Here is a 25969-nt window from a genome sequence, read left to right on the forward strand (position 1 = left end):
AATACAGCCGATGAACAATAAAGTAACAGTATTGTTCGCAGCCCTCGGCTGTTTTGAATCAATTCTGATATTGCGAGGATGTCTTATGACGCTTGAATCTAGGGATAGCCTGGAGTATCTACACTATAAAATACAAAGAAAGGAGGTCCTTTCAATGAAATTACTTGTCGGTTTAGATGTTAGTTCTCAAAAACTGGATGTTTGTATGCTTCAATCTGATAAAAAGGTTTTATGTCAAACTACTGTAGATAATAATCTCTTCGGTGCCGATTTGATTAAAAACAATATCCTGAATTATACAAATTCCTGTGATTACGAATCTATAGAAATCGGTTTGGAATCCACTTCTGTCTATAGTTTCCATCCAGCGATGTTTTTTCTTGAAGACAATACATTGAAATCAATGAACACGCATATACATGTCATTAATCCCAAGCGTGTTCATAAATTCAAAGCAATGTTCGATGAAGATAAAACAGACAAAATGGATGCCTATAGAATCGCAGATTATCTCAGAGGCGAGTTCCATACCACTAACTTAATTAAATCTGAACAATATGTCGCTTTGCAGAAATTAACCCGAACACGCCACCAGCTGATCAAACAGCTTGTCGCAAGCAAGCAGCACTTTATCGAAAACCTTTATTACAAGTGCAACACCTTGTCAGCTGAAATAGATACCAATATTTTTGGTAAAACAATGATGGAGATTATCACAGATGAGGACGGTATGGATGCATTTGCGGAAATGCCTCTGAAAGACTTGGAAGCATTTCTTACCGAAAAAAGCAAAGGACGATTCTCCAATCCTGAATCACTCGCCAAAGCAATACAAAAAGCCATCAGAAACTCATACAGATTAGGCGAAATACTTTCAGGCAGTGTGGATCTCATACTCGGTACTTATGCGAATATCATCCGAACGCTTCAGAAACAAATTAAAATACTTGATAAAAGTATCAGTGATGTTTTTTCATCGTTGCCGGAAGCCCAATCTTTATTAAGCATTCCAAGAATCGGTCCTGTGTTCGCTGCTGGTATTTTAGCAGAAGTCGGTCAAATCGAGCGATTTGACGATCAAGCCAAATTAGCCAAATATGCCGGTCTTTCTTGGCCCAAATACCAATCCGGTGCTTTCACAGCAGAAAATACTTCGATGCGACGAACGGGTAATCATTATCTGCGCTATTACTTAGTTGAGGCTGCCAACTCAGTGAGGACGCATATTCCTGAATACAGGAAATATTATGCCAAAAAAGTTGCAGAAGTACCCAAATTCAAACATAAACGAGCCCTCGTCCTAACTGCAAGAAAATTTGTGAGATTGGTGGATGCTCTGTTACGTAACCACCAACTCTATTCTCCGGAAAGGGAGTGTGCGAAAATCTAAGATTTTTCACATCCGATCTCTTTCCGAGATCCCGTTGAATTTTCTGAAAAATCAACGGGTCTAGTTAAAGTCGCTCAATTTTTCAAAATATAACCTGCTTCTTTAAAATTTCTTATATTTTACGTATTGACTTAACACCACAAGTCTATACAGTTAGGGGCGAAAGTGTCGAGGCGCGAGTCGACATCCTAGACACTTTACGCAAATATACTATCTATCGTTCATATTACGACGCATTTTATACCATTCCACCTTCTGCTACCCCTAGAAGCAAACGACAAAAATTCCAACTTCCACTACATCCCCACCTTCTTTGCATTCAAATTTTTTTGAACAGTAAATAAATGTTAACTTCTTCACTAAAATATTAAAAATTATTTAATTTTATCGTGATATTTCTTTACTACAAGGGTATAATCGATAATGAAATTAATTTATTAGGAGGTTTTGTAATGAAAATCAAGCATTTTTTGATTGTATTAGTAGCCATTTGTTTAGTATTAGCAGGATGTTCTAATTCTGACAGCGGGGATAAGAAAGATAGTAAAAAATCAGACAGCAATGACAAAAAACAAGAATTACACGTTTCTGCAGCAGCAAGTTTAACAGACGTTTCTAAAGACTTAGAAAAAGAATTCAAGAAAGATCACCCAGATGCTAAAATCACATTTAACTATGGTGGTTCAGGTGCTTTAAGACAACAAATTGAAAAAGGTGCACCAGTTGATGTCTTCATGTCAGCTAACACTAAAGACGTTGATGCGTTGAAAGATAAGAAAAAAGCACATGATACTTATAACTATGCTAAAAACAAATTAGTACTTATCGGTGAAAAAGATACAGATCTTAAATCAGTTAAAGACTTGAAAGACGGTCAAAAATTAGCGATTGGTGAAGCTAAATCTGTACCAGCCGGTAAATACGCTACACAATACTTACAAGACAACGGTTTATATGATGGCGTTAAAGACAAATTAGTTTATGCGAAAGACGTACGTCAAGTATTGAACTATGTTGAAAAAGGTAACGCTCAATTAGGTTTTGTTTATAAAACAGACTTATATCCAAACAAAACTAAAAACGACAAAGTAAAAGAAATTAAACAAGTCGAATTGAAAAAACCTATCGTTTATGAAGCAGGAGCAACTTCTGATAGCAAATTAGCAAAAGATTGGATGAAATTCTTAAAATCTGATAAAGCTAAAAAAATCATGAAAGAATATAAATTCGAAAACTAGGAGGAACTTAGATGCCTGATTTAACGCCATTTTGGATATCCATCAAAGTGGCTGTAATCAGCACGATCATCGTAACGATATTAGGAATTATTATTTCCAAATTGTTATATCGTCATCGAGGTCGCATAGTGACACTTCTAGAAAGTATCATTATACTGCCAATTGTCTTACCGCCGACGGTAATGGGGTTCTTACTCTTAATTGTTTTTTCCCCGAAAAGTCCGGTAGGGGCATTCTTCGCAAATGTGCTGCATTTGCCGGTAGTATTTACACTGACGGGCGCTGTAATAGCGTCCGTTGTTGTAAGTTTTCCTTTAATGTATCAACATACGATACAGGGATTCCGCGGTATCAACAATAAAATGTTGAATACTGCGCGTACTATGGGTGCAAGTGAGAATAAAATATTCTTTCGTTTGATTCTGCCGCTCTCTAAGCGCTCTATTTTATCAGGCGTAATGATGGCATTTGCACGTGCTATTGGTGAATTTGGTGCCACTTTGATGGTCGCAGGTTATATTCCGAATAAAACCAATACGTTGCCGTTAGAAATTTATTTCTTAGTAGAACAAGGCAGAGAAAATCAAGCTTGGTTATGGGTACTTGTACTCGTTGCCTTTGCAATCACTGTTATCGGAACTATCAATATGATTAACCGAGACAAATATTTGGAGGTGGACTAAATGCTGACCATCCAAATCGAATATCAGTTGCGTGACCATTTAATCCAACTTGATATTAATGAAGACCAGCCGAAGATATATGCTATCAGAGGCCCTTCAGGTATCGGTAAGACCACAGTTCTAAATATGATTGCAGGCTTGCGTAAAGCGGATCGAGCTTATATTAAGATTGATGATCACTTATTAACAGACACTGAAAAAGACGTGAATGTAAAAATTCAAGATCGCGGTATCGGTTACTTATTCCAAGATTATCAGCTCTTTCCGAATATGACGGTCATGCAAAATATTACTTTTATGGCAAAACCGTCAGAACATATTGATGCATTGATGCACCAACTAAATATTACGCATTTAACGAAACAATATCCTGCACGTTTATCTGGAGGGGAATCCCAGCGTGTCGCACTCGCCAGAGCATTGAGTACACGTCCGGATATCCTGCTCTTAGATGAACCCTTCTCAAGCTTGGATGATGCTACGAAAGAAGAGAGTATGCATTTAGTGAAACGCATGTTTGATGAATGGCAGATTCCGATTATTTTTGTGACACATTCAAACTATGAAGCTGAGCAGCTTGCAGATGAGATTATTACAATAGGTTCATAGCTTTTTTGAAAGTAACCCGGCATAGCACCGAATATATTTCAGTGCATGTCGGGTTTATTGTCTTTTTTAAAAAGAAAGATTGAAAAATTGTGTCGTGCTGAGAATCATCATATAATAAAAGTAATGTACTTTAGAAAGGATAAAAAATATGAATGAACGCTATTCACGACAAATATTATTTGAAAATATTGGAGTGGAAGGTCAAGAAAAAATCGCTCAAAAACATGTTTTGATTATCGGAATGGGCGCTTTAGGGACACATCTTGCAGATGGTTTAGCACGTGCAGGTGTGCGAAAATTGACGATTGTAGATCGCGATTATATCGAATTCAGTAATTTACAGCGCCAAACGATGTACACTGAACAAGATGCCAAAGAAGCATTGCCTAAAGTGATTGCGGCCGAATCCAGATTAAAAGAAATTCGTGAAGATATAGAAATAGATGCCTACATTGAACAAGTGAATGCATTATTTTTAGAAAAGCATGCACAGAATGTAGATTTAATTTTAGATGCTACAGATAACTTTGATACGCGTTTATTAGTGAATGATTTTGCGTATAAATATAATATACCTTGGATTTATGGTGGCGTGGTTCAGAGCACCTATATAGAAGCAGCCTTTATTCCAGGTCAAACGCCTTGTTTTAATTGTGTAATGCCGCAACTGCCAGTCATTAATATGACGTGTGACACGGTAGGGGTCATTCAACCCGCCGTTACAATGACAACGAGTTTGCAATTGCGCGATGCTTTAAAAATTTTAACTGAAACGCCTTTCACACCTAAACTGACCTATGGTGATATTTGGGAAGGGACACACTATACTTTCGGATTCAGCCGAATGTTTGACCCGCATTGTACGACTTGCGGAGAACATCCGACTTACCCTCACTTGCACGAAACAGACCAGCAATTTGCGACATTGTGCGGCAGAGATACGGTGCAATACAGTAATGAAAATATTACCCAGGAAATGTTGAAACAATATTTAGAAGCCCATCATATTCATTATCACGCTAATCCTTATATGTTGCGCTTTGAATTCAACGGTCATCGCATTGTCAGTTTCTCTGGTGGAAGAATGTTAATACATGGGATGACGAAGCCTACTGAGGCTATTAAATTAATGAATCAACTGTTAGGCTAGAAAGAGAATAATAATAACGGAGGTCAAGCAAATGACAAAGAATGAACATGTTAACGTGAAGTTAGACAGAGATATCCAATGTGCAGTATTGACTGTCTCAGATACGAGAACTGAAGAAACAGATAAAGGCGGTAACTTAGCTAAAGAATTATTGTCGGAAATTAATGTAGAAATCAAACCTGAGCACTATGCTATTGTCAAAGATGATAAGCAAGCGATTACAGAACAAATTCAACAATGGTTGGCTGAAGATGTAGATGTGATTGTTACGACAGGCGGAACAGGTATTGCGCAACGTGATGTGACGATTGAAGCGGTAACGCCATTACTTACTAAACAAATTGAAGGATTCGGGGAATTGTTCAGATATTTAAGTTATGCGGAAGATGTGGGCACACGTGCATTACTTTCACGTGCAGTAGCAGGCACAGTAGGAGAACAGCTTATTTTCTCTGTACCAGGTTCTACAGGTGCAGTGAAACTTGCATTAAATAAATTAATTAAACCAGAATTGAATCATTTAATTCATGAACTGACAAAATAAATCATCCTTATAGACGATTAATAGCTAAGGAAGAATAGTATATAATAGGAGATATGATACTAAAAAACGGAATCATTGGGTCTGCTCTTTTTTGAAAAAAGAGAGGCTCAACAATTCCGTATTTTGTTCTGTTTAAATTAAATATCTCAGAACGGGTATATAATTTAAATAAAGAATATTATTTAGATTCTCGACGGTAATCGCCGGATTTACCACCAGATTTAGTAAGCAGATATGTTTCTCCGATGACCATCCCTTTATCTAAAGCTTTGGTCATATCGTAAACAGTTAAGGCAGTAGCAGAAGCAGCAGTCAAAGCTTCCATTTCTACACCTGTTTTGCCAGAAGTTGAAACTGTAGCTTCAATATTTAAAGTATAAGATGATGTTGTATCCCATTCGAATGCAATGTCGATTCCAGTAAGTGAGAGCGGGTGGCACATAGGAATAATTGTGGACGTATTCTTTGCGGCCATAATTCCTGCGATTTGTGCAGTATTCAACACATTACCTTTCTTATTTGTATGATCTATAATTTGTTGATAAATGTCTTGATTAACTGTAATGCTTGAATGCGCGGTAGCTGTGCGTTTCGTAATTTCTTTTTCCGAAACATCTACCATCTTGGCATTACCTTGTTCATTGATATGAGTAAATTCAGACATGCTATTCCTCCTCGCTTAAATTATTATAGCACGAAATAAAATGAATGTTAGGAGCAGATAAATTATGCCAGTTGAAAAAAGAAATCCTATTCCAGTTAAGGAAGCCATTAAACGCGTTGTAGAACAAGATATCCATACTGAAGTACAAAATGTTCCTTTAAATCAAAGTTTAGGTTATGTACTAGCAGAAGATATTGTAGCAACTTATGAAATTCCACGTTTTAATAAATCTCCTTACGACGGCTTCGCGTTAAGAAGTGAAGATACAGTAGGTGCAAGCGGCGACAACCGTATTGAGTTTGAAGTGATTGACCATATTGGTGCAGGTTCTGTATCTGATAAAACAGTGGGGCCAAACCAAGCGGTGCGTATTATGACAGGTGCTGAAGTTCCTTCAGGTGCAGATGCAGTGGTAATGTTAGAACAAACTAAAGAAGGCGACCATACATTCACTATTCGTAAACCGTTTGATCATAATGAAAATGTTTCTTTAAAAGGTGAAGAAACAGAAGTCGGCGATGTGGTATTGAAAAAAGGGCAACGTATTAATGCGGGCGGAATTGCAGTACTAGCAACATTCGGCTATACAGAGGTTCCTGTGCATAAATTACCATCTGCCGCTATTATCGCAACAGGCAGTGAGTTATTAGATGTCGGCGACGAATTAGAACCTGGCAAGATTCGTAACTCAAACGGACCAATGATTGAAGGCTTGTTAAATCAATTCGGCTTAGAAGGCGAAATGTATAAAATTCAAGAGGATGATTTAGAAAGCAGCATTGCTGTGGTCAAACAAGCGATGGAAACCCATGACATGGTGATTACTACAGGCGGTGTTTCAGTAGGTGATTTCGACTATCTCCCTGAAATTTATAAAGCATTGGATGCTGAAGTCTTATTCAATAAAGTACAAATGCGACCAGGCAGTGTTACAACTGTAGCAGTTGCGCATGGTAAATATTTATTTGGCTTATCAGGCAACCCATCAGCTTGTTACACAGGTTTCCAATTATTTGTCAAAACAGGTGTCTTAAATATGATGCATGCGAATGAGAAATTCCCGCAAGTAGTGAAAGCCACTTTAATGGAAGATTTCAAAAAAGCAAACCCATTCACACGTTTTATCAGATCTAAAGCCACTTTAAATGGAATGGAAGCTACAGTCGTGCCTTCAGGATTTAATAAATCAGGTGCAGTAGTCGCTATTGCACATAGTAATGCTGTGGTAATGCTGCCAAGTGGTACAAGAGGATTCCATGCCGGTAATACGGTAGATGTAATTTTAACTGAGACAGATGTCTTCGAAGAGGAACTTTTACTATGATTTTGCAAATCGTGGGATATAAGGATTCAGGGAAGACAACATTGATGGCTGAAACGGTTCACTTTTTAAAAGAAGCGGGCTATCGTGTCGTAACAATCAAACATCATGGTCACGGTGCAGAGGATATTACCTTGCAAGACAACACCGTAGACCATATGAAACATTTTGAAGCTGGCGCGGATCAGAGTATTGTGCAAGGACACGAGTTAAGAGAAACGATTACGCGCACCTCTGAAGCTGCTTTATCCCAAATCATTGATTCTGCTGTTACAATTGAATATGACATCATTTTAGCTGAAGGATTTAAACAAGCGGACTACGATAAAGTCGTTATTTATAGAAATCCTGAAGAATTATCTTCTTTATCAGCGCTCAGTCATGTACAATATAAGTTGCCGTTTCAAAAATTAAATGATTTAGAGCCGTTCTACCAATGGCTTGAATCGTGGATTGATATAAAAAAAGGATGAGTCAGAATGAAACAGTTTGAGATTGTAACAGAACCGATACAAACAGAACAGTATCGGGACTTTACGCTTAATCCGCATCAAGGAGCAGTCGTTGTATTTACTGGCCATGTTCGAGAATGGACTAAAGGAATACGCACTGAACATTTAGAGTATGAAGCTTATATTCCTATGGCTGAGAAGAAACTTGCACAAATCGGCGACGAAATTAATGCACAGTGGCCAGGTACTATTGTAAGTATTGTACATCGTATCGGGCCATTAGAAATTTCAGATATAGCTGTATTAATTGCGGTATCTTCTCCGCATAGAAAAGACGCATACGCAGCCAATGAGTATGCGATAGATCGTATTAAAGAAGTAGTTCCTATTTGGAAAAAAGAAATCTGGGAAGATGGAGCTGAATGGATCGGCCATCAAAGAGGCTACCATGAAGATGCAGTTGAAAGGGGGCAGAAAGAATGAAAGTCCTTTACTTTGCCGAAATCAAAGAGATTTTGCAAAAAGATAATGACCAATTTCAGATTGAAAATGAAATGACTGTGGAAGCATTTAAGCAATATCTATTTGAGAAATATCCTGAAATCGACGGGAAGAAATTTCAAATTGCATTAAATGAAGAATTTGTACAACCTCATGAAAAAATCAACCAATCAGATGTAGTTGCTTTGATTCCACCGGTAAGCGGAGGTTAATGAAGTGAAAGCCATTATATTAGCAGGAGGGCAATCTGAACGATTTGGTGCCCCTAAAGCATTTGCAGAAATAAATGGGAAGATGTTCTATGAACAAATTATAGATGTATTAGACAGTATGAATATGTTTAATGAAATTATTATCAGTTCTAATGACATATTGGCGCCGAAATTCAAAGGAGCGCGTGTAGTCGTGGATGATTCAGAGCATAAAAACAAAGGACCGTTATCAGGGATTTATTCAGTGATGAAACAAGATTTTGAAGCGGAACTCTTTTTTGTGATTTCTGTTGATACACCGTTGATTACTGCAAAAGCCATCAGCCAATTGTATCAATTTATGGTAGAACACGTGATTGAAGATCAATTAGACATTGCTGGATTTGAAGAAGAAGGCCATCCAATTCCGACGATTGCCTTTTACAGTCCTAATTGTCTTCCTATTATTGCACGCGCTTTAGAGTCTGACGATTATAGTATGCGCCATGTTTATCAACAAACTGCTTCAGACTGGATAGATGTCAAAAGTGTAGATGATAACACAGAATGGTATAAGAATATTAATTATCCCCAAGATTTAGAAAGCATAAAAAGATAATGATCAACGCTTAATGAGATGTGTTAAGCGTTTAATATAGATAGAAGGGGGTCAAAAGATGGTAAAACAAATAACAGATAAGCTCGGGCGACCTATTCGCGACTTAAGATTATCTGTGACAGACCGTTGCAATTTCCGTTGCGATTATTGTATGCCGAAAGAAATATTCGGCGACGATTTCGTCTTTTTACCCAAAGATGAATTACTCACATTCAGTGAAATGGAAAGAATTGCTCGCGTATATACACATTTAGGTGTGAAAAAAATCCGTATTACAGGCGGAGAACCGTTAATGCGCAGAGATTTATATAAATTAATTGCAGCCTTGAATGATATTGAAGGTGTTGAAGATATTGGTTTAACGACAAACGGTTTATTATTGAAAAAACATGGACAAAAATTATATGACGCTGGACTCAGACGTATTAATGTCAGTCTAGATGCCATCGATAATGAATTGTTCCAGTCTATTAATAACCGTAATATCAAAGCTGATACGATTTTAGATCAAATTGATTATGCAGTTTCCATTGGCTTTAAAGTTAAAATTAACGTCGTAGTACAAAAAGGTGTCAACGATGACCAAATTATCCCTATGGTGCAATATTTTAAAGATAAAAATATTCAAGTCAGATTTATTGAATTTATGGATGTAGGAAATGACAACGGCTGGGATTTCAGTAAAGTAGTTTCTAAAGATGAAATGTTATCCATGATTCAAGAAGAATTTGATATTGAAGCGGTAGAACCTAAATACTATGGTGAAGTTGCAAAATACTATCGCCATAAAGATAACGGCGCACAATTCGGTTTAATTACCAGTGTGTCCCAATCATTTTGTTCTACGTGCACCAGAGCAAGATTATCTTCAGACGGCAAATTCTACGGCTGCTTATTCAGTACAGTAGACGGATTTAACGTAAAAGAATTTATGCGCTCAGGTGTTTCAGACAATGAATTGCAAGCGAAGTTCGAAGAGTTATGGAACATTCGTGATGATCGTTACTCAGACGAACGTACCGAACAAACTGTAGCAAATAGAAAACGTAAAAAAATCAATATGAATTATATTGGTGGTTAAAATTACTAAACCCGAGTCTTTTTCTAGAAAGAAGGAGACTCGGGTTGATTTTTTATTCAGTTTCTTTGCGTTTATTTTCATCTATGCAGCAATATTTATGCCAATTTCTTTTACTATGTCTGTCATTAATTGATGCTGTTTAGCATTCAACAAGTAAAATACTTGGCGTTCATCAGTTTGAGAACGCTCTTTGGCGATAAGACCTTTTTTGTAAAGTTTGCGAATCAGCACATCAATTTTACTGGTATTCCACTTCATATCATAATGCAGCGTATCTCTTAATTCTTTGCCGCTCATTTTCTCCACAGCGTGAATTTTGTACAAAATAATAAACTCTTCCATATTCATTTTGTAACTCGATTTTAACCAGTACTTAATTTGACTCAGTTGACATTCGGTAGTAATTAATTGATCAATAGCTTGTGTCATGGCTATTCCTCCTCATGTTGTTCATGTTGTTATGTGAGCTCACTTTACATTGTTTACTATTTAATTATATAACGAAGGTCATATTTAATCTATTGTTTTTCATTTACTATATAGTACAAAAATAAGTGAAAATAATGCTTAAAATCGGCTTTACTTCATTATTAATTATAAATTCAAAATTAATCTACTGCTAAAAATGATGTATATACGAAATAAAGTAGCTTATTTATTGGTATATCTTTAAGTATTAAAGTGATTGCTTAAAATTATAATTCAGGTAAGTTATGACAAATGTCATAATCAATTCATGACGAACGTGACTTATCTTCTTCTATCAATATTTTTAGAATGAAAATAGAAAGAATGAAGGAGTGGATAAGGATGATTTATTTCAATAACGTTTCTAAATACTTTAAAAATGTTCTTGCCGTCAATCAAGCATCATTCGATATTAAAGAAGGAGAATGTACGGCTCTAGTTGGGGTCAATGGTGCTGGCAAATCAACTATTATTGATATGTTGATAGGCAACTTACATGCTGATAAAGGAAATATTACGTCTGATTTCAATTTAAAGCAGCAGACTGGCATCCTATATCAAAGAACAGAATTTCCTGACTTAATTAGAGTGAGGGAGTTGTTTGAGCTTTACACTCAATTATATACAAATCATCTTAACATGAAAGAATTTAAAGAACTTACCAGGTTTGATGATGAACAACTTAATCAATTTGCAACCCATTTATCAGGAGGGCAGCAGCGTATTTTAGATTTCGCTTTGACGGTTATGGGAAAACCTAGATTTATTATATTAGATGAACCTACCAGTGCAATGGATGCCACAATGAGAAAATATTTTTGGAAGGTTATTGAAGCTTATAAAAAAGAAGGTAAAACTATTTTCTACACCACTCATTATTTGGAGGAAGTGGAGAAGATGGCAGATCGAGTCATCGTCCTAAGCAAAGGAAGTATCGTTAATGACAATATACCATCCATCATCAGACAACAAGTTAGAAAATCAACAATTCATGTTCCAATAAAGTATCAGCATCTTTTAGTTAAAGAGATACAATCCGAATTTCAAATTAAACAACAGGAAATTTTAATCATTTCAGAAGAAGTTGAAGATGTTTTAATGCAATTAATCAAGTTGAATATCAACTTGAATGAAATAGAAATTACCAAAGCATCTTTAGCAGATTATATTTTTGAGGAGGAGAATTTATCATGATTTTAAGTTATCTAAAACTTGATATAAGAACGACTTTCCGCCAAAAAACATATCTATTATTATCGATTGCATTACCTTTGATTTTCTTTCTTGTATTTACATCTATAGGAAATGTACCGAAAGAACAAGCACAAACAATATATAAAGAAAGTTTATTTAGTATGGCAGTATTCAGCCTGACGAGCTTTTGCTTAATGACCTTTCCGATAGAACTCATTAACGATAAACAATCAGGATGGCAGAAAAAAATATTATCAACTTCTATGAAAGCACATCAATATTACCTTGCGAAAATTTTAAAAATTATGGGATTATTTGCTTTGTCTATTTCACTGATATTTATAGCTGCGGCTACACTCCGGGGTGTGAAAATGACGTTAGAAGAGTGGTTATTTGCTGGATTGCTGTTATGGGTGGGAAGCAGTCTTTTTTTATCAGTAGGGGTATTGCTTTCACAAATACCAGACATTAAGAAAGCGAGCAGTATCGGTAATCTACTTTATTTGTTATTAGCTATAGCGGGTGGATTGTGGTTTCCGATTAAGTTATTTCCAAATTGGCTGCAAACTATTGCACATTGGACACCCACTTATCATTTGAAAAATGTAGTATTTTCTTATACTACAACTCATAGTATCTCTTGGTATTCGTTTGGCGTTCTCTTTATCTATAGTATACTGTTCTTAATTATTGCATTTTATATCCAACAAAAAACGGACGTGATTTGATTGAAACTTTCTAAACGACTTAAAGAAGATCCTTATGGTGTTTCCAGCTTTGTCTATTTAGTGTTTCCTATTATTGCTTTGTTTTCGGATCAAATTGAAGGGCCTAAATGGTTACTTATCTTAATGATTATTATATTCTCGATTGATTATTATATGATGATTTTTCATGTAAACGATCATACATCCAAAGTTAAACGGCTTATTTATCTGTTAATTCATTTAATTGGAATTGTCTACTTTTGTTATGCAATTGGATCGACATTTGTGATGTTTTTCTTCTTCGGTAGTTTCGCATTACCTTATGTCTATCGCGTCTCAGCTAAATCACTAGAGAATTATTTGTATTTAACCACGATAGTCATGACTTCTATCTATTTAATCACTCAATATACACCGAATGCTATTATTGTAGTGGTAATTGATTTAATAGTGGTTATTATTGCTTTTACAAATTTTCAAAATGTGGAAAATAATAAGGCTAAAGAAAAGATTGAAGAAAAGAATCGCTATATTAATTTATTGATTGCGGAACAAGAACGTCAACGTATCGGACAAGACTTGCACGATACTTTAGGTCATGTATTTGCAAGTTTAAGTATTAAATCTGAGCTGGCCGCAAAGTTAATTGATATTGACATCGATAAAGCGAAGACAGAGATGCAATCTGTCAATCAATTATCTAAAGAAGCATTAGAAAAAGTCAGAGAAATTGTTGACCAATTAAAATTTCAAAGCTTTCGAGAAGAGGTAGCTTCGGTGAGTCACTTGCTTCAAGAAACAGGTATTCAATTTAACTTTGAAAATGCAAAGATTGCCAAATCAATTAATAAAGGCCGACAATCTATATTGTCTATGGTTCTTAGAGAAGCGGTGAATAATATTATCAAACATGCAGAGGCTACCAAAGTTTCGGGGTGCTTAGTTGAAACAGATACAGGTTATCTTTTTAAAATTCAAGATAATGGAAAGGGAATGGAACCATCTGCTACTGCACTCAATAGTATAGAAGAGAGAGTTAAATTGTTGGGCGGTAACTTGAAAATTATCTCTAATCAAGGACTAACTATAGAAATTGAATTTAAAAGGGGTGAATTATAATGATAAAGGTAGTATTAGCAGAGGACCAAGAGATGCTTCGACAAGCAATGGTTCAGCTCATTTCTATGAACGATGATATTGAAATTGTGTTTGATAGTGCAGACGGAAAGAAAGCTTGGGATTTTATTAAAACTAATCAACCGGATGTTGCCATATTAGATATTGAAATGCCAGGACTTACTGGACTTGAAGTGCTTGGGAAAATTCGTGAAGCTGATATTTCAACGAAGGTCATTATAGTGACTACATTCAAGCGACCAGGCTACTTTGAACGCGCAGTCGCAAATAATGTGGATGCTTACGTCTTAAAAGAAAGATCGGTTGAAGAGTTGGTGCATACTATCCACACTGTGATGGAAGGAAAGAAGGAATACAGTCAATCTTTAATGACGACTTTCTTTTCAGAAAAAAATCCTTTAACACCCTCAGAACAGCTGATTCTAAAAGAAATAGGAAACGGTTATTCAAGTAAGGAAATTGCGGATAAGCTTTATTTATCTGATGGTACGGTGCGTAATTATACTTCAGCAGCAATAGATAAATTAGAAGCGGAAAACCGCTTCGATGCCTGGAAAATCGCAGAATCAAAAGGTTGGATAATATAAAAAAATCTGGAACGCTCAAACGCTCCAGATTTTTTAAAACTTATGAGAAGGTTTTAACTTTGCGACCATGTAGCAAGAAATATACGACTACTGTAACAATTGTTAAGATCGCCATGACGCCATACAATTGACCGTAAGTAATAGATGAAGTAAATGCTCCTAATAAGGATGGACCGAAACCAATACCGATATCAATACCGATAAAGTACGTAGATGTTGCCAATCCGTATTTTTCAGGAGTAGTGACTTTAATGGCAATTGCTTGCATTAAGGATGACAGGTTACCGTAACCGATGCCTAACGCTGCACCTGCAAGAAGTAATAACCAACCAGAATGTGCAAAGTAAAGCATAATAAAGGTTGCAAATAGGAAGATATACGCAGGATATACCACAACGTTTTCATTTCTATTATCCATCAAACGACCAGTTATAGGACGTGTGACAAGAGATGTAATTGCATAGAAGATAAAGAAGTAACTTGACACAGTCACTAAATCACGTTCTTCAGCAAAGAATTTCAAGAAGGTTAAAATGGAAGAATAAGTCAGACCCGTAATTAAAATAACAATCGCAATTGGAACTGCATCCAAAGCAATAAATTGACTGAGACTGAATCCTTTTTTACCTTCAGTTTTAGTAAGCGGCGTTGTTTCGAAATTAATATTGATGAAAAATGATAATATTAATGAAACAATCCCGAATACGAGACAAAGTCCAAATAAAACATCAATAGAATAGTGGCTAGATAATAATAAGCCGAAGAAAGGACCAATTGCTGTACCTAAGACTAAACTTAGTGAGAACATGCTGATGCCTTCACTTTTCCGCTCGGGCGGAGTAATGTAAGCTGCAATAGTACCGGTAGCCGTAGTCGCTACAGCTGTGGCAACCCCATTAATCAAACGGGTGAACATTAAGAAGCCGAGAGATCCTTCTATAAAATAAAGAAGCTGTGTAATAATTAAAAAGACAACTCCAATTAATAAGGTTTTCTTGGGGCCAATCGCATTGACGTATTTACCGGTGATAAAACGGCCAATTAAGGAGCCGACAATAAATAAACCTGTTACCAAACCTGCTAAACTATCTGAGGCATGGAATTCTGTTTTACTGTAGCCTGCAATGACTACAATTAATAAGTACATACAAAGATATACAAAGAAATTGACTAAGAAGTTCATATTAAAGCTCTTAGTCCATATGGGTGCGCGATGTGTTTCTGTAGGGTTCACGCAAATGCCTCCTTATAATATATTTTTTAACTTTTCAAAAGTTCGGATAGCAGCAAGTATTTCTTGTTCATCGAGTGCTGCTTGCTCAACAATGCTTTCTTGCAATGCTGTGACTTCGCTCATGGCCTCTTTATAGACTTTTGTGCCTTTGTCAGATAGCGATAATAATTTTTCTCTCTTATCTTCACCAGGGGTTACAATCAACAATTCCTGTTCAATTAAAACTTTTAAAAGTTTACGTGCAGAAGGTTTTTCAATAGAACGTCTTTTTGAAATTTGAACCAATGTGGTTTGATCATGCAAATAAATATCTTTTAAAACTAAAAATTGCGCAGTATGCAAATGATACTTATCTAAAATGGGTTGAACATTTTTAATATAAGGTCTATAAAGTTCAGTAAAGCTATTGAATAATTGATTAACTTCCATTTTCAGCCACTCCTTTTTTGCAAGATAGCAAGGGGGTTAAGACACAGTTGCCTCAACCCTCTTCAAAATATGAAGTAAATAAATTTGCAGGGAATTAATTTTTACTTCGTATCTATAAAATGGTTAGCTATGCTAACTAATTCACTTTTACTATTGTAGAATGATTAAGTAGATAAATCAAGAGGCTTTGTAGAAAAAATTGCAACCATAGAGAAAGCAATCTGAAATATAATTTGATAAGATGGAAGAAACTGGAAGAGGTGACTGCCATGCAGAATTTAAAGTTTGATCATATCATCCATTACATTAAACATATCGATGAATTTCAATACCCTGGAGAAATATTGAAAGTAGTGCCAGGCGGCTTGCATAATCGTTATGGGACTCATAATAAATTGGCTTATACAGATTTAGCTTATATTGAACTTATAGGTGTTAATGATGAAGAAAAGTTGAAGAAAGTAATTAAAACCAACGAAGGCCGAGTATCTTTCATCGCTAAAATTGTACAAGATAATTTCAAGCAAGGATTTAAAACCTTTGCTTTACGTACTGATAATATTGATAAGTTGAAAGATGAATTAGAAGCTAAAGGTGTAGAAACTGTGGGGCCTATTCAAATGGGACGTGAAAATAAAAAGGGAGAGCAGACCTCTTGGCAATTGCTCTATCTCAATCAACCGCATGCTGATTTAAAACCACCTTTCTTTATTCAATGGAATAAAACTGAAGAGGAACGCAAAGCAACACTTGAAAGTAAATTTCAACCTCAATTCAAAATAAAAGCCATTGAAGTTCAAACAACTGATACAGAACAAGTTGTGAATCAATGGCGTGATTGGTTTGATATGGAAGTCATTGAATCTGATAATGACGTTACTATTTTGAAATTGCCGCAAGAAGCAATTGAATTCAGAATACGTAAAGCACGTAAAAATGGATATGATATCGTGATTCAGGATAAAGAAACTGAGGCACCTTATAACATTACTACACGCGGTGCTGAATATCACTTCCTCCCTTAATAGATATAATGGTAGACTTCATTTGCAATAATTGAAACATGGACGAGTGCCACTACAAATAATCCAATGGCGAGTATTAAATTCGCTTTCGTTTTATACAACAGCATTAAATAAAAGCTGATAATTGTAGAGAAACCTACAAAAATAACGCGTAAACTTAAATAAGAGACGCCTGGTTGGACACCTAATGTGACGCATATTGCAATGATATTTAAAATTATCATAATTGATAAAAAGATATTTCTCATTATTCTCACCTCTAAATCATTTATCGTTTTGTATTGATTTCGTGAGATTACGAAATGAAAGTTACTTACATTCATTGTATAATAAGAATTACTGTAAGGAAAATAAAGGAGAGCGTATACTATGGAAAAGATGAATATCACAAACCAAGAACACGATGCATTTGTCAAATCCCATCCTAATGGTGACTTGCTGCAATTAACGCAATGGGCTGAAACTAAGAAATTAACTGGATGGTATTCTAAAAGAGTAGCGGTTGGTGAAAATGGAGAAATCAAAGGAGTGGCACAACTTTTATTTAAAAAAGTTCCAAAACTTCCATTTACATTATGCTATGTTTCAAGAGGATTTGTAGCTGATTATAATGACAAAGCAGTCTTGGAAGCGCTCCTTCAAAACACGAAACAAGTGGCACAACAAGAAAAGGCTTATGCGATTAAAATTGATCCGGATGTTGAAGTAGATAAAGCTGGAGATGCATTTGGCAATTTAAGACAATTAGGTTTTGTGCATAAAGGATTTAAAGAAGGACTTTCTAAAGATTATATTCAACCCCGCATGACAATGATTACACCAATTGATAAATCAGATGAAGAATTAATCAAGAGCTTTGAGCGTCGTAATCGTTCGAAAGTCCGCTTAGCTTTAAAACGCGGCACTAAAGTGGAACGCGCAGGTCGAGACCAACTGAAAATATTTGCTGACTTGATGCGTATTACTGGCGAACGCGATGGTTTCTTAACACGTGATATCAGCTATTTTGAAAATATTTATGATGCTTTGCATCCTGATGGCGATGCGGAATTATTCCTAGTGAAACTTGAACCGGAACCTGTTTTAAAAGAAATTACAGCAGAGAATCAAGAAGTCGAAGCAGAAATTGAAAAATTGAAACAGAAGAAGCAAGATAAGAAAAATTTAAATAAAATAAAAGATGCAGAAGCTAAAATTGCACGTAACCAAAAATTAATTGCACAAATTGAAGAGTTACGCAGCAAACATCCAGACGGTGTTTATTTATCAGGTGCGCTCTTAATGTTCTGCGGTAAAAAATCGTACTATTTATACGGTGCATCATCTAATGATTACCGTGATTTCTTGCCGAACCACCATATGCAATTTGCAATGATGCGTTATGCCAGAGAAAAAGGTGCCACTACTTATGACTTCGGCGGTACTGATAATGATCCGGATAAAGACTCCGAACATTACGGTTTATGGGCTTTCAAGAAAACTTGGGGGACTTATTTGAGTGAAAAAATCGGAGAATTTGATTATGTCTTGAATAAGCCGCTTTATTACTTAATTGAACAAGTAAAACCAAGACTTACAAAAGCAAAAATCAAAGCATCACGTAAATTAAAAGGAAAAAAATAATACTGCTTTTGTCAAGTGAGCAGGGGTTGAGATATTATTTTGTCCCAGCCCCTGCTTTATGAATGCGTAAACTGGTTTATATTAAACTTTTTAGAGTAACAACAGCAGCCTGCATAATAATTCCAATGCAACATTCGAAAATTAGTTAAGAATAGTTAATAAAAATAGATACAAATTTTGTTGTTTCATGTTAAATTATGGTTAAGCAGTTTGAAAACGGGAGGAAATTAATAATGATAAACCGCTTGCTGAAGTTCTCTTTAGGCAATAAATTCGCCATCTTCTTGATGGTCGTACTCGTTATTTTAGGCGGCGTCTATGCAAGTATGAAGATGCGTCTCGAAATGTTGCCTGATGTAGAAGAACCGATGATTTCAGTCAACACCGTGATGCCAGGTGCCACGCCGGAAACAGTGCAAGATGAAATCAGCGATAAAATTGATAACCAAGTTCGCAGGATGGCACATGTAGACACCGTAAAAACACAATCGTTGGAAAATGTGTCGATGGTTCAAGTCAGTTATGATGACGGAACTGATATGAACAAAGCAGAAGAAGAATTGAAAAAGGAAATAGATAAGCTGAAACTAGATGAAAATGCACAAGAACCAGAACTGCGACGCAACAGTATGAATGCATTTCCTGTAGTAGCTTATTCATTTTCAACTAAGCACGATGATTTAAAGAAAGCAACGAAAGATATTGAAAAACAGCTGATACCTAAACTTGAAACCATTGATGGTGTGCAAAATGTACAGCTGAATGGTCAAACTGAGCGTCAAGCAACGATTAAATTTAATCAGCGAAAACTGCAAGAACGCGGTATGAGTGCAAGCGGTGTCGAAGACTATTTGAAGAATGCTTCAGGTAAAACACCTTTAGGACTTTTCCAATTCGGGAAAAAAGAAAAGTCGATCGTCATTGATGGCGAGTTCACTTCAGTTGATGCGCTGAAAGATTTTGAAATTCCAGTTGATGCGGCCAAAGGAGACAGCGGTCAATCCGGAAGTGACAGTAGTCAAGGCGGCGGTTCTGACTCAAGCAGTATGGATGCTATGAGCCAAGGTGGACAAGCGCAAGGACAAAGCGGCGGCAGCGGAGACATTGTCAAACTTAAAAATATTGCTGACGTTAAAGTAGGAGACGAACGTGAATCTATCTCTAGAACGAACGGTAAAGATGCAATAGATGTTCAGATTATTAAAGCGCAAGATGCTAATACGGTACAAGTGAAGAAAGATACAGATAAGAAAATACAACAATTTATTAAAGAAAATAAGGACATGACTTATACAAAAATCATGGATACCGCGAAACCAATTCAAGATTCAATCTATACAATGCTTGAAAAAGCAATCTTGGGTACGATTGTAGCGATTATTATCATCTTATTATTCTTACGTAATATTCGTACGACAGCGATTTCAGTCGTTTCCATTCCAATGTCACTGCTGATTGCGATGATTGCATTGAAACTATCAGACGTATCTTTAAATATTCTAACGCTAGGTGCTCTAACGGTCGCAATTGGTCGAGTCATAGATGACTCTATCGTAGTTATTGAGAATATTTACCGACGTATGACAGATAAAAATGAAACCGAAAAAGGCGACAAACTGGTTGTCAGTGCGACGGCAGAAGTCTTCAAACCGATTATGTCTTCTACGCTTGTAACTATCATTGTCTTCTTGCCACTCGTCTTTGTGCGAGGTTCAGTAGGAGAAATGTTCAGACCCTTCGCCTTAGCGATTACATTCAGCTTGCTAGCATCATTGCTGGTTTCAATCACTATTGTCCCTGCACTTTCTTCAACCTTTTTCAAAAATGGAATTCACGAGCGCCGAAAACGTTCATTAGGAGCAGTCGGCAGAGGTTACAAGAAAGTCTTGAAATGGTCATTGAACCATAAATGGATTGTATTAATACTGACTACAGTAATTCTGATTGGAAGCATTGCACTAGGTGCTGCAAAAATTGGAACAAGCTATATTTCGACAGGCGAAGATAAATATATGGCACTGACATATAATCCTAAACCTGGTGAAACGAAAGAATCTGTATTGAAAAATGCGGAACAAGTTCAAAAATACTTGAACAGCAAAGATAAAGTTAAAAAAGTACAATATTCATTAGGCGGTGCTTCGCCGATGGATCCAACCGGCAGTACAAACAGTATGGCGGTAATGATTGAATATGATAAGAACACACCACACTTTGATGAAGAACCAGACAAAGTACTGAAACATATCGCAACCTTCAAACAAGAAGGGGAATGGAAGAACTTAGATATGGGTACAGGCGCTGGTAATAATTCAATCGAAGTCAAAGTTTCTGGACCTTCTGCAGAAGAAATTAAAGGTACAGTGAAGAAAATACAAAACGATATGAAAGCAACATCCGGCGTAGTCAACGTTAAATCTGATTTAACAGAAGTGTATCAACAATACAGCGTAGACGTAGATCAAAATAAAGCCACTGAAAAAGGCTTATCAGCAGGACAACTTGCTATGGGTCTCAACCAAAACATTCCAGAGAAAACAATCACAACCATTAATGAAAAAGGTCATAAAGTTGACGTGAAAGTTGAGAAGGAAAAACAAACGAATTGGACGAAAGAAAAATTAAACAACTTAGAAATTCCTTCACCAACCGGAAAAGTGAAAATGAAAGATATCGCAACTTTAAAAGAAACGAAAACACCAAGTAAATTGATTAAAGAAGATGGCGACTATACCACAACTGTAACTGGTACTATCAGTGATAAAGATGTTGGTGGTATTTCACAAAAAATAATGTCTAAAGTGAATAAAATCGACAAACCAAACAATGTGAAAATTAATACAGGCGGCGCTACAGATGACATTAATAAAGCATTGACTCAATTGTCTATGGCAATGGGCGCTGCAATTATTATCGTATATCTTGTGCTTGTATTAACCTTTAAAGGCGGACTTGCACCATTCACTATTTTATTCTCTTTACCTTACACAGTTATCGGGGTAGTATTAGCACTCGTCTTTACTGGAGAAACGCTCTCCGTACCAAGTATGATTGGCTTATTGATGCTCATAGGTATCGTCGTCACGAATGCTATTGTACTGGTCGATAGGGTCATTAACAATGAGCGTGAAGGTATGGAAATGAAAGAAGCATTGATTGAAGCAGGCGGTACTAGAATACGTCCAATCTTGATGACAGCTTTAGCCACAATCGGTGCCTTGATACCATTACTCTTTGGCCAAGACAGCTCCATCTTGATTTCTAAAGGATTAGCAGCTACAGTTATCGGCGGACTTATTTCGTCAACGCTCTTAACTTTAATTGTAGTCCCTGTAATTTATGAAATACTCTTTACATTGAAAGATAAGTTGGCAAATTTGTTTAGAAAAAATAAAACAGATAAATAGGTGAGTAAAAAGCTGAGATTCTCATTGAAATCTCAGCTTTTTTGGTTCAAATAGGGGGATTTGAGGGGAGTAGTATTAGATATGTTGTGTTTTCTAGACACTTCTTCTGGACTAGTGTCCAGATTATGGTGTTTTCTAGACACTACTTTTGGACTAGTGTCTAGAAAACATTATCTACCGCCGCTATCTTTCAACAGCCAAATATAAACAAAAGCATCGGCCGCATAAGCCGATGCTTTATTATTAATATACAACAAGTGTTAGAATAACACTGATTACAAAGATAAAAAGGGTCATCGCATTTAAAATAGACACACCTTTTTTATCGCCTTTAGAATATTTAAACGCAGTGATTTCTACGTTGCCGACAAGCATCACGATGACTGCAAATTCCCACCAAGAAGCGGGCGGAGCAGATAAGTTGGACATCGCAACTACTAATATCAGCAGCACACCCATAATAATTCTTAAAATGGTCGCATAGATGGTCTTCATTTTAAAAATACTGATATAACTTACAAAAAGATATAAAACGGGTAAAAGTATTAAATAGAGTTGCATCTCAGGTTCTTCCTTTCATATTTCTAAACAAAAATCAGATTTATGGATTTGATAAAACCTGATAAATTAAGATTGTTGATCTATTTGAGCGCGTACAAGAGCAATGGAATTTTCGATTTGCTCAAGCTGTTTGATAAGAGGGTCTACCTCTTGGCCTGTAGACTCGCGTTTTTCCAAATCATCTTGCAAACGTACGTAATCTTGCTTTAATTCTTGTAATTGGCTTTGTAAATCCAAACGTCATACCACCTTATTGATTTTTATTATCAATAATAATAGTATAGCATGGAAAGAGAAAGATGTAAGTGATGAAAAATCAACGATTAATTAGCATCTAATCACAGAAAGAAGGATGACTATGACAGGCAAATTCGTAATCATCGTATTACTGATAGCGCTAGGCTATTTATTAAAAAGAATCAAACTGTTAAAGGAAGATGACAGCCAAGTACTTGCTACACTCGTATTGAACGTCACACTGCCTGCGTTGGTCATCGTCAACTTAAACAAAGCAGATTTAGATATATCATTATCTATTCTGCCCATTATGATGATTATCTATGGCATTATCGCAAAAATTATCGCCATTAGTTTCTTCTTGAAATATGACAACGAAATGCGTGGTACCGTGGGAATGATGATGGCTTCATTAAACATCGGATTATTCGCCTATCCGCTCGTACAAGCGATTTGGCCGAAACAAGGAATGGTATACTTCGGTATGGCAGATATCGGCGGTGCCATCGTAATGTTCGGAATAACATACTTTGTCGGAGGATATTTCAGCAGTGGGGACAACACTTTCAACTTTAAATTTTTACTCATCAATATACTAAAATCTGTTCCCCTAATGACTTATTTGGTTATGTTTGTATTGAATATGAGCAATCTGCATATCCCTGGAGCAGCCATTAGCTTCTTTGACGTTTTGTCAAAAGCCAACATGCCGCTCTCCATGATACTTCTAGGACTCATGCTTAATTTCCGAATCGAACGACAATACTTGCCGATTGCTTTTAAATATCTGTTGATTCATTATGGATTCGGTGTAATAGCAGGCTTGCTCGTTTATTTCTTCCTGCCCGTATCCGACCAAATGATTAAAACAACACTGATGGTAATCTGGCTTCTTCCAATTGGCGTCGCAGTCATTCCGTACTCCCTGCAATTCAAATACCGCACCATGCCAATTATCGGAATGACCACCAACATGACCATACTCATCAGTATCGTTCTACTCTACCTCTACCAACTTTTCTTTGTCTAAATGCAAATACGTTTTGAAAAGAAACCATCAGAAAGCAAAAAGGAGCAAGCGTGATTCCAATCAAGAATCACGCTTGCTCCTTTACTTTATTGCACGGATAGAAGTTAACCTTTACCGCCCATGAATGCAGGGTAGTTAGTCATACCGCCATCTACATAAATTGTTGTGCCATGAACATAGTTTGCTAAATCAGAAGCAAGGAAGAGTGCTACATTAGAGACATCTTCAGATTTACCTAGTTCACGAGCTGGAATCATTTCTAATGTTTCTTCACGTGTTTTCGGATCAGAGAATTTTTCCTCAGTGTGTTTAGTTACAATCGCTCCAGGTGAAATATTATTGATGCGAATGCCGTATTGCGCATATTCCATAGACATTGTTTCCATCATCAATTTTAATCCACCTTTGCTGGCTGCATAGTTCACATAATTTGGCCAAGGAATCGTATCGTGCACACTTGCAGTATTGATAATGATACCTGGTTTATCTTCTTTGCGGAAATATTTTACCGCTTCACGTGAACCTATAAACGCACCAGTCAAATTGATATCTATAGCTTTGCTGAATTCTTCTACCGACATTTCATCTGATGGTACTGGATTTTCATAACCCGCATTATTAATCATAATGTCTAATGTGCCGAAAGTTTTTACAGCTTCATTAACTAAATGAAGTACATCTTCTTCTTTAGCTACATCACCTTGAACCGCAATGGATTCACCGCCGGCTTCAGAAATAATTTTTTTCATTTCTTCTAAATCTTCTTTATGACGTTCAGAGCGATAGTTAATCACTACTTTTGCTTTAGCTTGACCAAACGCTTCGCAAATTGCGCGTCCAATCCCGCTTGCGCCTCCTGTAACTACAACAACTTTATTTTCTAAATCTGTAAACATAGAAATGCCTCCTTGTATATTTGTTAGAACAAATTTTAAGTTACGCTTTCAAACCGCCGAGAATAAAGGCTGCTACAATAATTAACACAATCCCCGACCAGATACCTATCATCTGACGTTTGTCTTTTTTCTCTTTCAAGATAAAAATACCGCCGAGTGTGGAAACAATCACAAGTAATTGTGAGAATGAGAAGCTTGTAGCTACACCAACTTTAGGTTGTGAGAAGAATAAGAATAAGTTACCAATCGCCCAAACAACACCAGGAATAAGATTTTTAAGTGTATATTTAGTAGAAGTTTGGTGATTAGCTGATAAGATGAAACCGCCAATTGCCATACCGATAGATTGGAAGAATAAAGCATCTAAACCATTGACACTAAAGATTTGAGCGATGACTACATAAACAACATAACCCACTGTTGAAATTAAAAGAATTGGCATCGCTTTGCCTAGTGCTGATTTAGAGTCGTCTGACTCTTTCTTACCTTTTAATGAAGTCAATGCAATTCCGGCTACTAGCAATACCATTGATACAAGTCCTAATACTACTTGCATCATAGTACTCCATTCTCCTAAGAAAATTGCACTGAATAATGTAGTACCTACCAATTGCATTCCTGTAGAAATCGGCATCGTTTTAGAAACGCCAATTAATTGAATAGAACGTAATTGGTAACCTTGTCCAAGTGACCAGAACGCACCAGAGATTAAACCGACAATAATAACTTTAGGTTCAAAAGCGGCATGTCCTGTGAAAAGTAATATAACCCCAACAATTAAAGCACCAAGTGTTGTACCACGGATTTGGTTGTAGGGACCGCCTCCGACTAATACGTTAATAAGTACAACGCTTCCCCAAAATAGCGCGGGAAGTAAAGCTATAAGTAAATCCATTAAACATCCTTTCCTTTCTGAAATAACTTTACCCCTTTGTATGGACAATAATAATAGAGATTAATTTAAAAAGGAAACAAAAAGTTTGCCGGATTA

29 protein-coding genes are annotated in these 25969 nt (G+C 36.3%); 20 read left to right on the forward strand and 9 right to left on the reverse strand.

The genetic code is table 11. The features are described from left to right. Positions 1-154: 154 nt before the first annotated feature. The 6 genes from CKV71_RS03640 (at position 155) to CKV71_RS03665 (ending at position 5614) form a co-directional block, all read left to right on the forward strand. A complete protein-coding gene (locus CKV71_RS03640) occupies positions 155-1390 on the forward strand; it encodes an IS110 family RNA-guided transposase (protein WP_095103958.1) in 1236 nt (411 codons plus the stop codon). Between the two features lie 452 nt (positions 1391-1842). Next, the gene (gene modA, locus CKV71_RS03645; RefSeq protein WP_095103960.1) at positions 1843-2628 is read left to right on the forward strand and encodes a molybdate ABC transporter substrate-binding protein; all 786 of its coding nucleotides are present in this window, start codon (positions 1843-1845) and stop codon (positions 2626-2628) included. Positions 2629-2639: 11 nt separating this feature from the next. Next, entirely contained in the window at positions 2640-3311 is a 672-nt protein-coding gene (gene modB, locus CKV71_RS03650) for a molybdate ABC transporter permease subunit (RefSeq protein WP_095103962.1), read from the forward strand. Beyond that, the gene (locus CKV71_RS03655; protein ID WP_095103964.1) at positions 3312-3920 is read left to right on the forward strand and encodes an ATP-binding cassette domain-containing protein; all 609 of its coding nucleotides are present in this window, start codon (positions 3312-3314) and stop codon (positions 3918-3920) included. It begins immediately after the preceding gene. Between the two features lie 148 nt (positions 3921-4068). Then, positions 4069-5070, forward strand: a complete 1002-nt coding sequence (locus CKV71_RS03660; protein WP_095103966.1) for a ThiF family adenylyltransferase — start codon at positions 4069-4071, stop codon at positions 5068-5070. 31 nt (positions 5071-5101) lie between these two features. Next, the gene (locus tag CKV71_RS03665; RefSeq protein WP_095103968.1) at positions 5102-5614 is read left to right on the forward strand and encodes a MogA/MoaB family molybdenum cofactor biosynthesis protein; all 513 of its coding nucleotides are present in this window, start codon (positions 5102-5104) and stop codon (positions 5612-5614) included. A 178-nt stretch (positions 5615-5792) separates the two neighbouring features. Here CKV71_RS03665 and moaC read toward each other — a convergent pair whose 3' ends face one another. After that, positions 5793-6278: a cyclic pyranopterin monophosphate synthase MoaC gene (gene moaC / locus CKV71_RS03670; protein WP_095103970.1), complete on the reverse strand. Its 486-nt coding sequence runs from the start codon at positions 6276-6278 to the stop codon at positions 5793-5795. Positions 6279-6342: 64 nt separating this feature from the next. On the opposite strand from moaC, the gene CKV71_RS03675 reads away from it, so the two are divergent. Genes CKV71_RS03675 through moaA form a run of 6 tightly spaced genes read left to right on the forward strand, consistent with a single transcriptional unit; the run spans position 6343 to position 10443 of the window. After that, a complete protein-coding gene (locus tag CKV71_RS03675) occupies positions 6343-7602 on the forward strand; it encodes a molybdopterin molybdotransferase MoeA (protein WP_095103972.1) in 1260 nt (419 codons plus the stop codon). Further along, positions 7599-8072: a molybdopterin-guanine dinucleotide biosynthesis protein B gene (gene mobB / locus CKV71_RS03680; RefSeq protein ID WP_095103974.1), complete on the forward strand. Its 474-nt coding sequence runs from the start codon at positions 7599-7601 to the stop codon at positions 8070-8072. The genes CKV71_RS03675 and mobB overlap by 4 nt, the downstream gene beginning before the upstream one ends. Positions 8073-8078: 6 nt before the next feature. After that, positions 8079-8534: a molybdenum cofactor biosynthesis protein MoaE gene (locus tag CKV71_RS03685; protein WP_095103976.1), complete on the forward strand. Its 456-nt coding sequence runs from the start codon at positions 8079-8081 to the stop codon at positions 8532-8534. Beyond that, positions 8531-8764 (forward strand): molybdopterin converting factor subunit 1, encoded by a 234-nt coding sequence (gene moaD / locus CKV71_RS03690; RefSeq protein WP_095103978.1) that lies wholly within the window; start codon positions 8531-8533, stop codon positions 8762-8764. Before CKV71_RS03685 ends, moaD begins: the two co-directional genes overlap by 4 nt. A gap of 4 nt (positions 8765-8768) precedes the next feature. Next, entirely contained in the window at positions 8769-9362 is a 594-nt protein-coding gene (mobA, locus tag CKV71_RS03695; protein WP_095103980.1) for a molybdenum cofactor guanylyltransferase MobA, read from the forward strand. Positions 9363-9420: 58 nt separating this feature from the next. Then, entirely contained in the window at positions 9421-10443 is a 1023-nt protein-coding gene (gene moaA / locus CKV71_RS03700) for a GTP 3',8-cyclase MoaA (RefSeq protein ID WP_095103982.1), read from the forward strand. An 81-nt stretch (positions 10444-10524) separates the two neighbouring features. On the opposite strand, the gene CKV71_RS03705 is transcribed toward moaA, so the two are convergent. After that, a complete protein-coding gene (locus CKV71_RS03705) occupies positions 10525-10872 on the reverse strand; it encodes a transcriptional regulator, SarA/Rot family (RefSeq protein ID WP_095103984.1) in 348 nt (115 codons plus the stop codon). A gap of 348 nt (positions 10873-11220) precedes the next feature. Between CKV71_RS03705 and CKV71_RS03710 the strand changes: the two genes are divergently transcribed. From CKV71_RS03710 to CKV71_RS03725, 4 genes are read left to right on the forward strand one after another with little or no spacing between them, the layout of a single operon-like run. Then, on the forward strand, positions 11221-12105 hold the full coding sequence (locus tag CKV71_RS03710) for an ABC transporter ATP-binding protein (RefSeq protein WP_231917545.1): 885 nt from the start codon (positions 11221-11223) through the stop codon (positions 12103-12105). Next, on the forward strand, positions 12102-12833 hold the full coding sequence (locus CKV71_RS03715) for an ABC transporter permease (protein ID WP_095103988.1): 732 nt from the start codon (positions 12102-12104) through the stop codon (positions 12831-12833). Before CKV71_RS03710 ends, CKV71_RS03715 begins: the two co-directional genes overlap by 4 nt. Further along, positions 12834-13931, forward strand: a complete 1098-nt coding sequence (locus CKV71_RS03720) for a sensor histidine kinase (RefSeq protein WP_095103990.1) — start codon at positions 12834-12836, stop codon at positions 13929-13931. It begins immediately after the preceding gene. Beyond that, a complete protein-coding gene (locus tag CKV71_RS03725; RefSeq protein WP_095103992.1) occupies positions 13931-14536 on the forward strand; it encodes a response regulator transcription factor in 606 nt (201 codons plus the stop codon). Before CKV71_RS03720 ends, CKV71_RS03725 begins: the two co-directional genes overlap by 1 nt. A 40-nt stretch (positions 14537-14576) precedes the next feature. On the opposite strand, the gene CKV71_RS03730 is transcribed toward CKV71_RS03725, so the two are convergent. Next, a complete protein-coding gene (locus CKV71_RS03730; protein WP_371685443.1) occupies positions 14577-15770 on the reverse strand; it encodes an MFS transporter in 1194 nt (397 codons plus the stop codon). Between the two features lie 12 nt (positions 15771-15782). Next, positions 15783-16199, reverse strand: a complete 417-nt coding sequence (locus tag CKV71_RS03735; RefSeq protein ID WP_095103995.1) for a MarR family winged helix-turn-helix transcriptional regulator — start codon at positions 16197-16199, stop codon at positions 15783-15785. Positions 16200-16468: 269 nt separating this feature from the next. Between CKV71_RS03735 and CKV71_RS03740 the strand changes: the two genes are divergently transcribed. Further along, complete coding sequence (locus CKV71_RS03740; RefSeq protein ID WP_095103998.1) at positions 16469-17224, forward strand: VOC family protein; 756 nt, start codon at positions 16469-16471, stop codon at positions 17222-17224. On the opposite strand, the gene CKV71_RS03745 is transcribed toward CKV71_RS03740, so the two are convergent. Further along, positions 17221-17472: a hypothetical protein gene (locus CKV71_RS03745; RefSeq protein ID WP_170168048.1), complete on the reverse strand. Its 252-nt coding sequence runs from the start codon at positions 17470-17472 to the stop codon at positions 17221-17223. The genes CKV71_RS03740 and CKV71_RS03745 overlap by 4 nt on opposite strands. A 121-nt stretch (positions 17473-17593) precedes the next feature. Here CKV71_RS03745 and CKV71_RS03750 point away from each other — a divergent pair, with 121 nt between their 5' ends. Beyond that, a complete protein-coding gene (locus tag CKV71_RS03750; protein ID WP_095104002.1) occupies positions 17594-18847 on the forward strand; it encodes a lipid II:glycine glycyltransferase FemX in 1254 nt (417 codons plus the stop codon). 233 nt (positions 18848-19080) lie between these two features. Continuing rightward, the gene (locus CKV71_RS03755; RefSeq protein ID WP_095104004.1) at positions 19081-22254 is read left to right on the forward strand and encodes an efflux RND transporter permease subunit; all 3174 of its coding nucleotides are present in this window, start codon (positions 19081-19083) and stop codon (positions 22252-22254) included. 243 nt (positions 22255-22497) lie between these two features. On the opposite strand, the gene mspA is transcribed toward CKV71_RS03755, so the two are convergent. Further along, entirely contained in the window at positions 22498-22815 is a 318-nt protein-coding gene (gene mspA, locus CKV71_RS03760; RefSeq protein ID WP_095104006.1) for a membrane stabilizing protein MspA, read from the reverse strand. A gap of 66 nt (positions 22816-22881) precedes the next feature. Then, entirely contained in the window at positions 22882-23052 is a 171-nt protein-coding gene (locus tag CKV71_RS12520; RefSeq protein WP_095104008.1) for an SE1832 family protein, read from the reverse strand. Positions 23053-23173: 121 nt separating this feature from the next. Here CKV71_RS12520 and CKV71_RS03770 point away from each other — a divergent pair, with 121 nt between their 5' ends. Next, positions 23174-24082, forward strand: a complete 909-nt coding sequence (locus tag CKV71_RS03770) for an AEC family transporter (RefSeq protein WP_095104010.1) — start codon at positions 23174-23176, stop codon at positions 24080-24082. A gap of 104 nt (positions 24083-24186) precedes the next feature. Here the strand turns inward: CKV71_RS03770 and CKV71_RS03775 are convergent, their stop codons facing one another. Beyond that, positions 24187-24978: a glucose 1-dehydrogenase gene (locus CKV71_RS03775; protein ID WP_095104012.1), complete on the reverse strand. Its 792-nt coding sequence runs from the start codon at positions 24976-24978 to the stop codon at positions 24187-24189. A gap of 40 nt (positions 24979-25018) precedes the next feature. Beyond that, positions 25019-25873, reverse strand: coding sequence for a GRP family sugar transporter (locus CKV71_RS03780; protein ID WP_095104014.1), 855 nt, complete (start codon positions 25871-25873; stop codon positions 25019-25021). Positions 25874-25969: the final 96 nt, after the last annotated feature.

Origin of the sequence: Staphylococcus piscifermentans, assembly GCF_900186985.1 — a bacterium.
In the GTDB taxonomy this organism is placed as follows: Bacteria; Bacillota; Bacilli; order Staphylococcales; family Staphylococcaceae; genus Staphylococcus; species Staphylococcus piscifermentans.

What these genes read in the sequence shown, in the direction of transcription:
- CKV71_RS03710 (WP_231917545.1), top strand. Translation starts at nt 11,221, where the DNA reads ATGAAAATAGAAAGAATGAAGGAGTGGATAAGGATGATTTATTTCAAT.
- CKV71_RS03750 (WP_095104002.1), top strand. Translation starts at nt 17,594, where the DNA reads ATGGAAAAGATGAATATCACAAACCAAGAACACGATGCATTTGTCAAA.
- CKV71_RS03705 (WP_095103984.1), bottom strand. Translation starts at nt 10,872, where the DNA reads ATGACACAAGCTATTGATCAATTAATTACTACCGAATGTCAACTGAGT.
- CKV71_RS03740 (WP_095103998.1), top strand. Translation starts at nt 16,469, where the DNA reads ATGCAGAATTTAAAGTTTGATCATATCATCCATTACATTAAACATATC.
- CKV71_RS03640 (WP_095103958.1), top strand. Translation starts at nt 155, where the DNA reads ATGAAATTACTTGTCGGTTTAGATGTTAGTTCTCAAAAACTGGATGTT.
- CKV71_RS03675 (WP_095103972.1), top strand. Translation starts at nt 6,343, where the DNA reads ATGCCAGTTGAAAAAAGAAATCCTATTCCAGTTAAGGAAGCCATTAAA.
- CKV71_RS03735 (WP_095103995.1), bottom strand. Translation starts at nt 16,199, where the DNA reads ATGGAAGTTAATCAATTATTCAATAGCTTTACTGAACTTTATAGACCT.
- CKV71_RS03660 (WP_095103966.1), top strand. Translation starts at nt 4,069, where the DNA reads ATGAATGAACGCTATTCACGACAAATATTATTTGAAAATATTGGAGTG.
- CKV71_RS03745 (WP_170168048.1), bottom strand. Translation starts at nt 17,472, where the DNA reads ATGAGAAATATCTTTTTATCAATTATGATAATTTTAAATATCATTGCA.
- moaA (WP_095103982.1), top strand. Translation starts at nt 9,421, where the DNA reads ATGGTAAAACAAATAACAGATAAGCTCGGGCGACCTATTCGCGACTTA.
- CKV71_RS03725 (WP_095103992.1), top strand. Translation starts at nt 13,931, where the DNA reads ATGATAAAGGTAGTATTAGCAGAGGACCAAGAGATGCTTCGACAAGCA.
- CKV71_RS03775 (WP_095104012.1), bottom strand. Translation starts at nt 24,978, where the DNA reads ATGTTTACAGATTTAGAAAATAAAGTTGTTGTAGTTACAGGAGGCGCA.
- CKV71_RS03770 (WP_095104010.1), top strand. Translation starts at nt 23,174, where the DNA reads ATGACAGGCAAATTCGTAATCATCGTATTACTGATAGCGCTAGGCTAT.
- moaC (WP_095103970.1), bottom strand. Translation starts at nt 6,278, where the DNA reads ATGTCTGAATTTACTCATATCAATGAACAAGGTAATGCCAAGATGGTA.
- CKV71_RS03755 (WP_095104004.1), top strand. Translation starts at nt 19,081, where the DNA reads ATGATAAACCGCTTGCTGAAGTTCTCTTTAGGCAATAAATTCGCCATC.
- CKV71_RS03715 (WP_095103988.1), top strand. Translation starts at nt 12,102, where the DNA reads ATGATTTTAAGTTATCTAAAACTTGATATAAGAACGACTTTCCGCCAA.
- CKV71_RS03780 (WP_095104014.1), bottom strand. Translation starts at nt 25,873, where the DNA reads ATGGATTTACTTATAGCTTTACTTCCCGCGCTATTTTGGGGAAGCGTT.
- modB (WP_095103962.1), top strand. Translation starts at nt 2,640, where the DNA reads ATGCCTGATTTAACGCCATTTTGGATATCCATCAAAGTGGCTGTAATC.
- moaD (WP_095103978.1), top strand. Translation starts at nt 8,531, where the DNA reads ATGAAAGTCCTTTACTTTGCCGAAATCAAAGAGATTTTGCAAAAAGAT.
- CKV71_RS03665 (WP_095103968.1), top strand. Translation starts at nt 5,102, where the DNA reads ATGACAAAGAATGAACATGTTAACGTGAAGTTAGACAGAGATATCCAA.
- mobB (WP_095103974.1), top strand. Translation starts at nt 7,599, where the DNA reads ATGATTTTGCAAATCGTGGGATATAAGGATTCAGGGAAGACAACATTG.
- mspA (WP_095104006.1), bottom strand. Translation starts at nt 22,815, where the DNA reads ATGCAACTCTATTTAATACTTTTACCCGTTTTATATCTTTTTGTAAGT.
- modA (WP_095103960.1), top strand. Translation starts at nt 1,843, where the DNA reads ATGAAAATCAAGCATTTTTTGATTGTATTAGTAGCCATTTGTTTAGTA.
- CKV71_RS03655 (WP_095103964.1), top strand. Translation starts at nt 3,312, where the DNA reads ATGCTGACCATCCAAATCGAATATCAGTTGCGTGACCATTTAATCCAA.
- CKV71_RS03685 (WP_095103976.1), top strand. Translation starts at nt 8,079, where the DNA reads ATGAAACAGTTTGAGATTGTAACAGAACCGATACAAACAGAACAGTAT.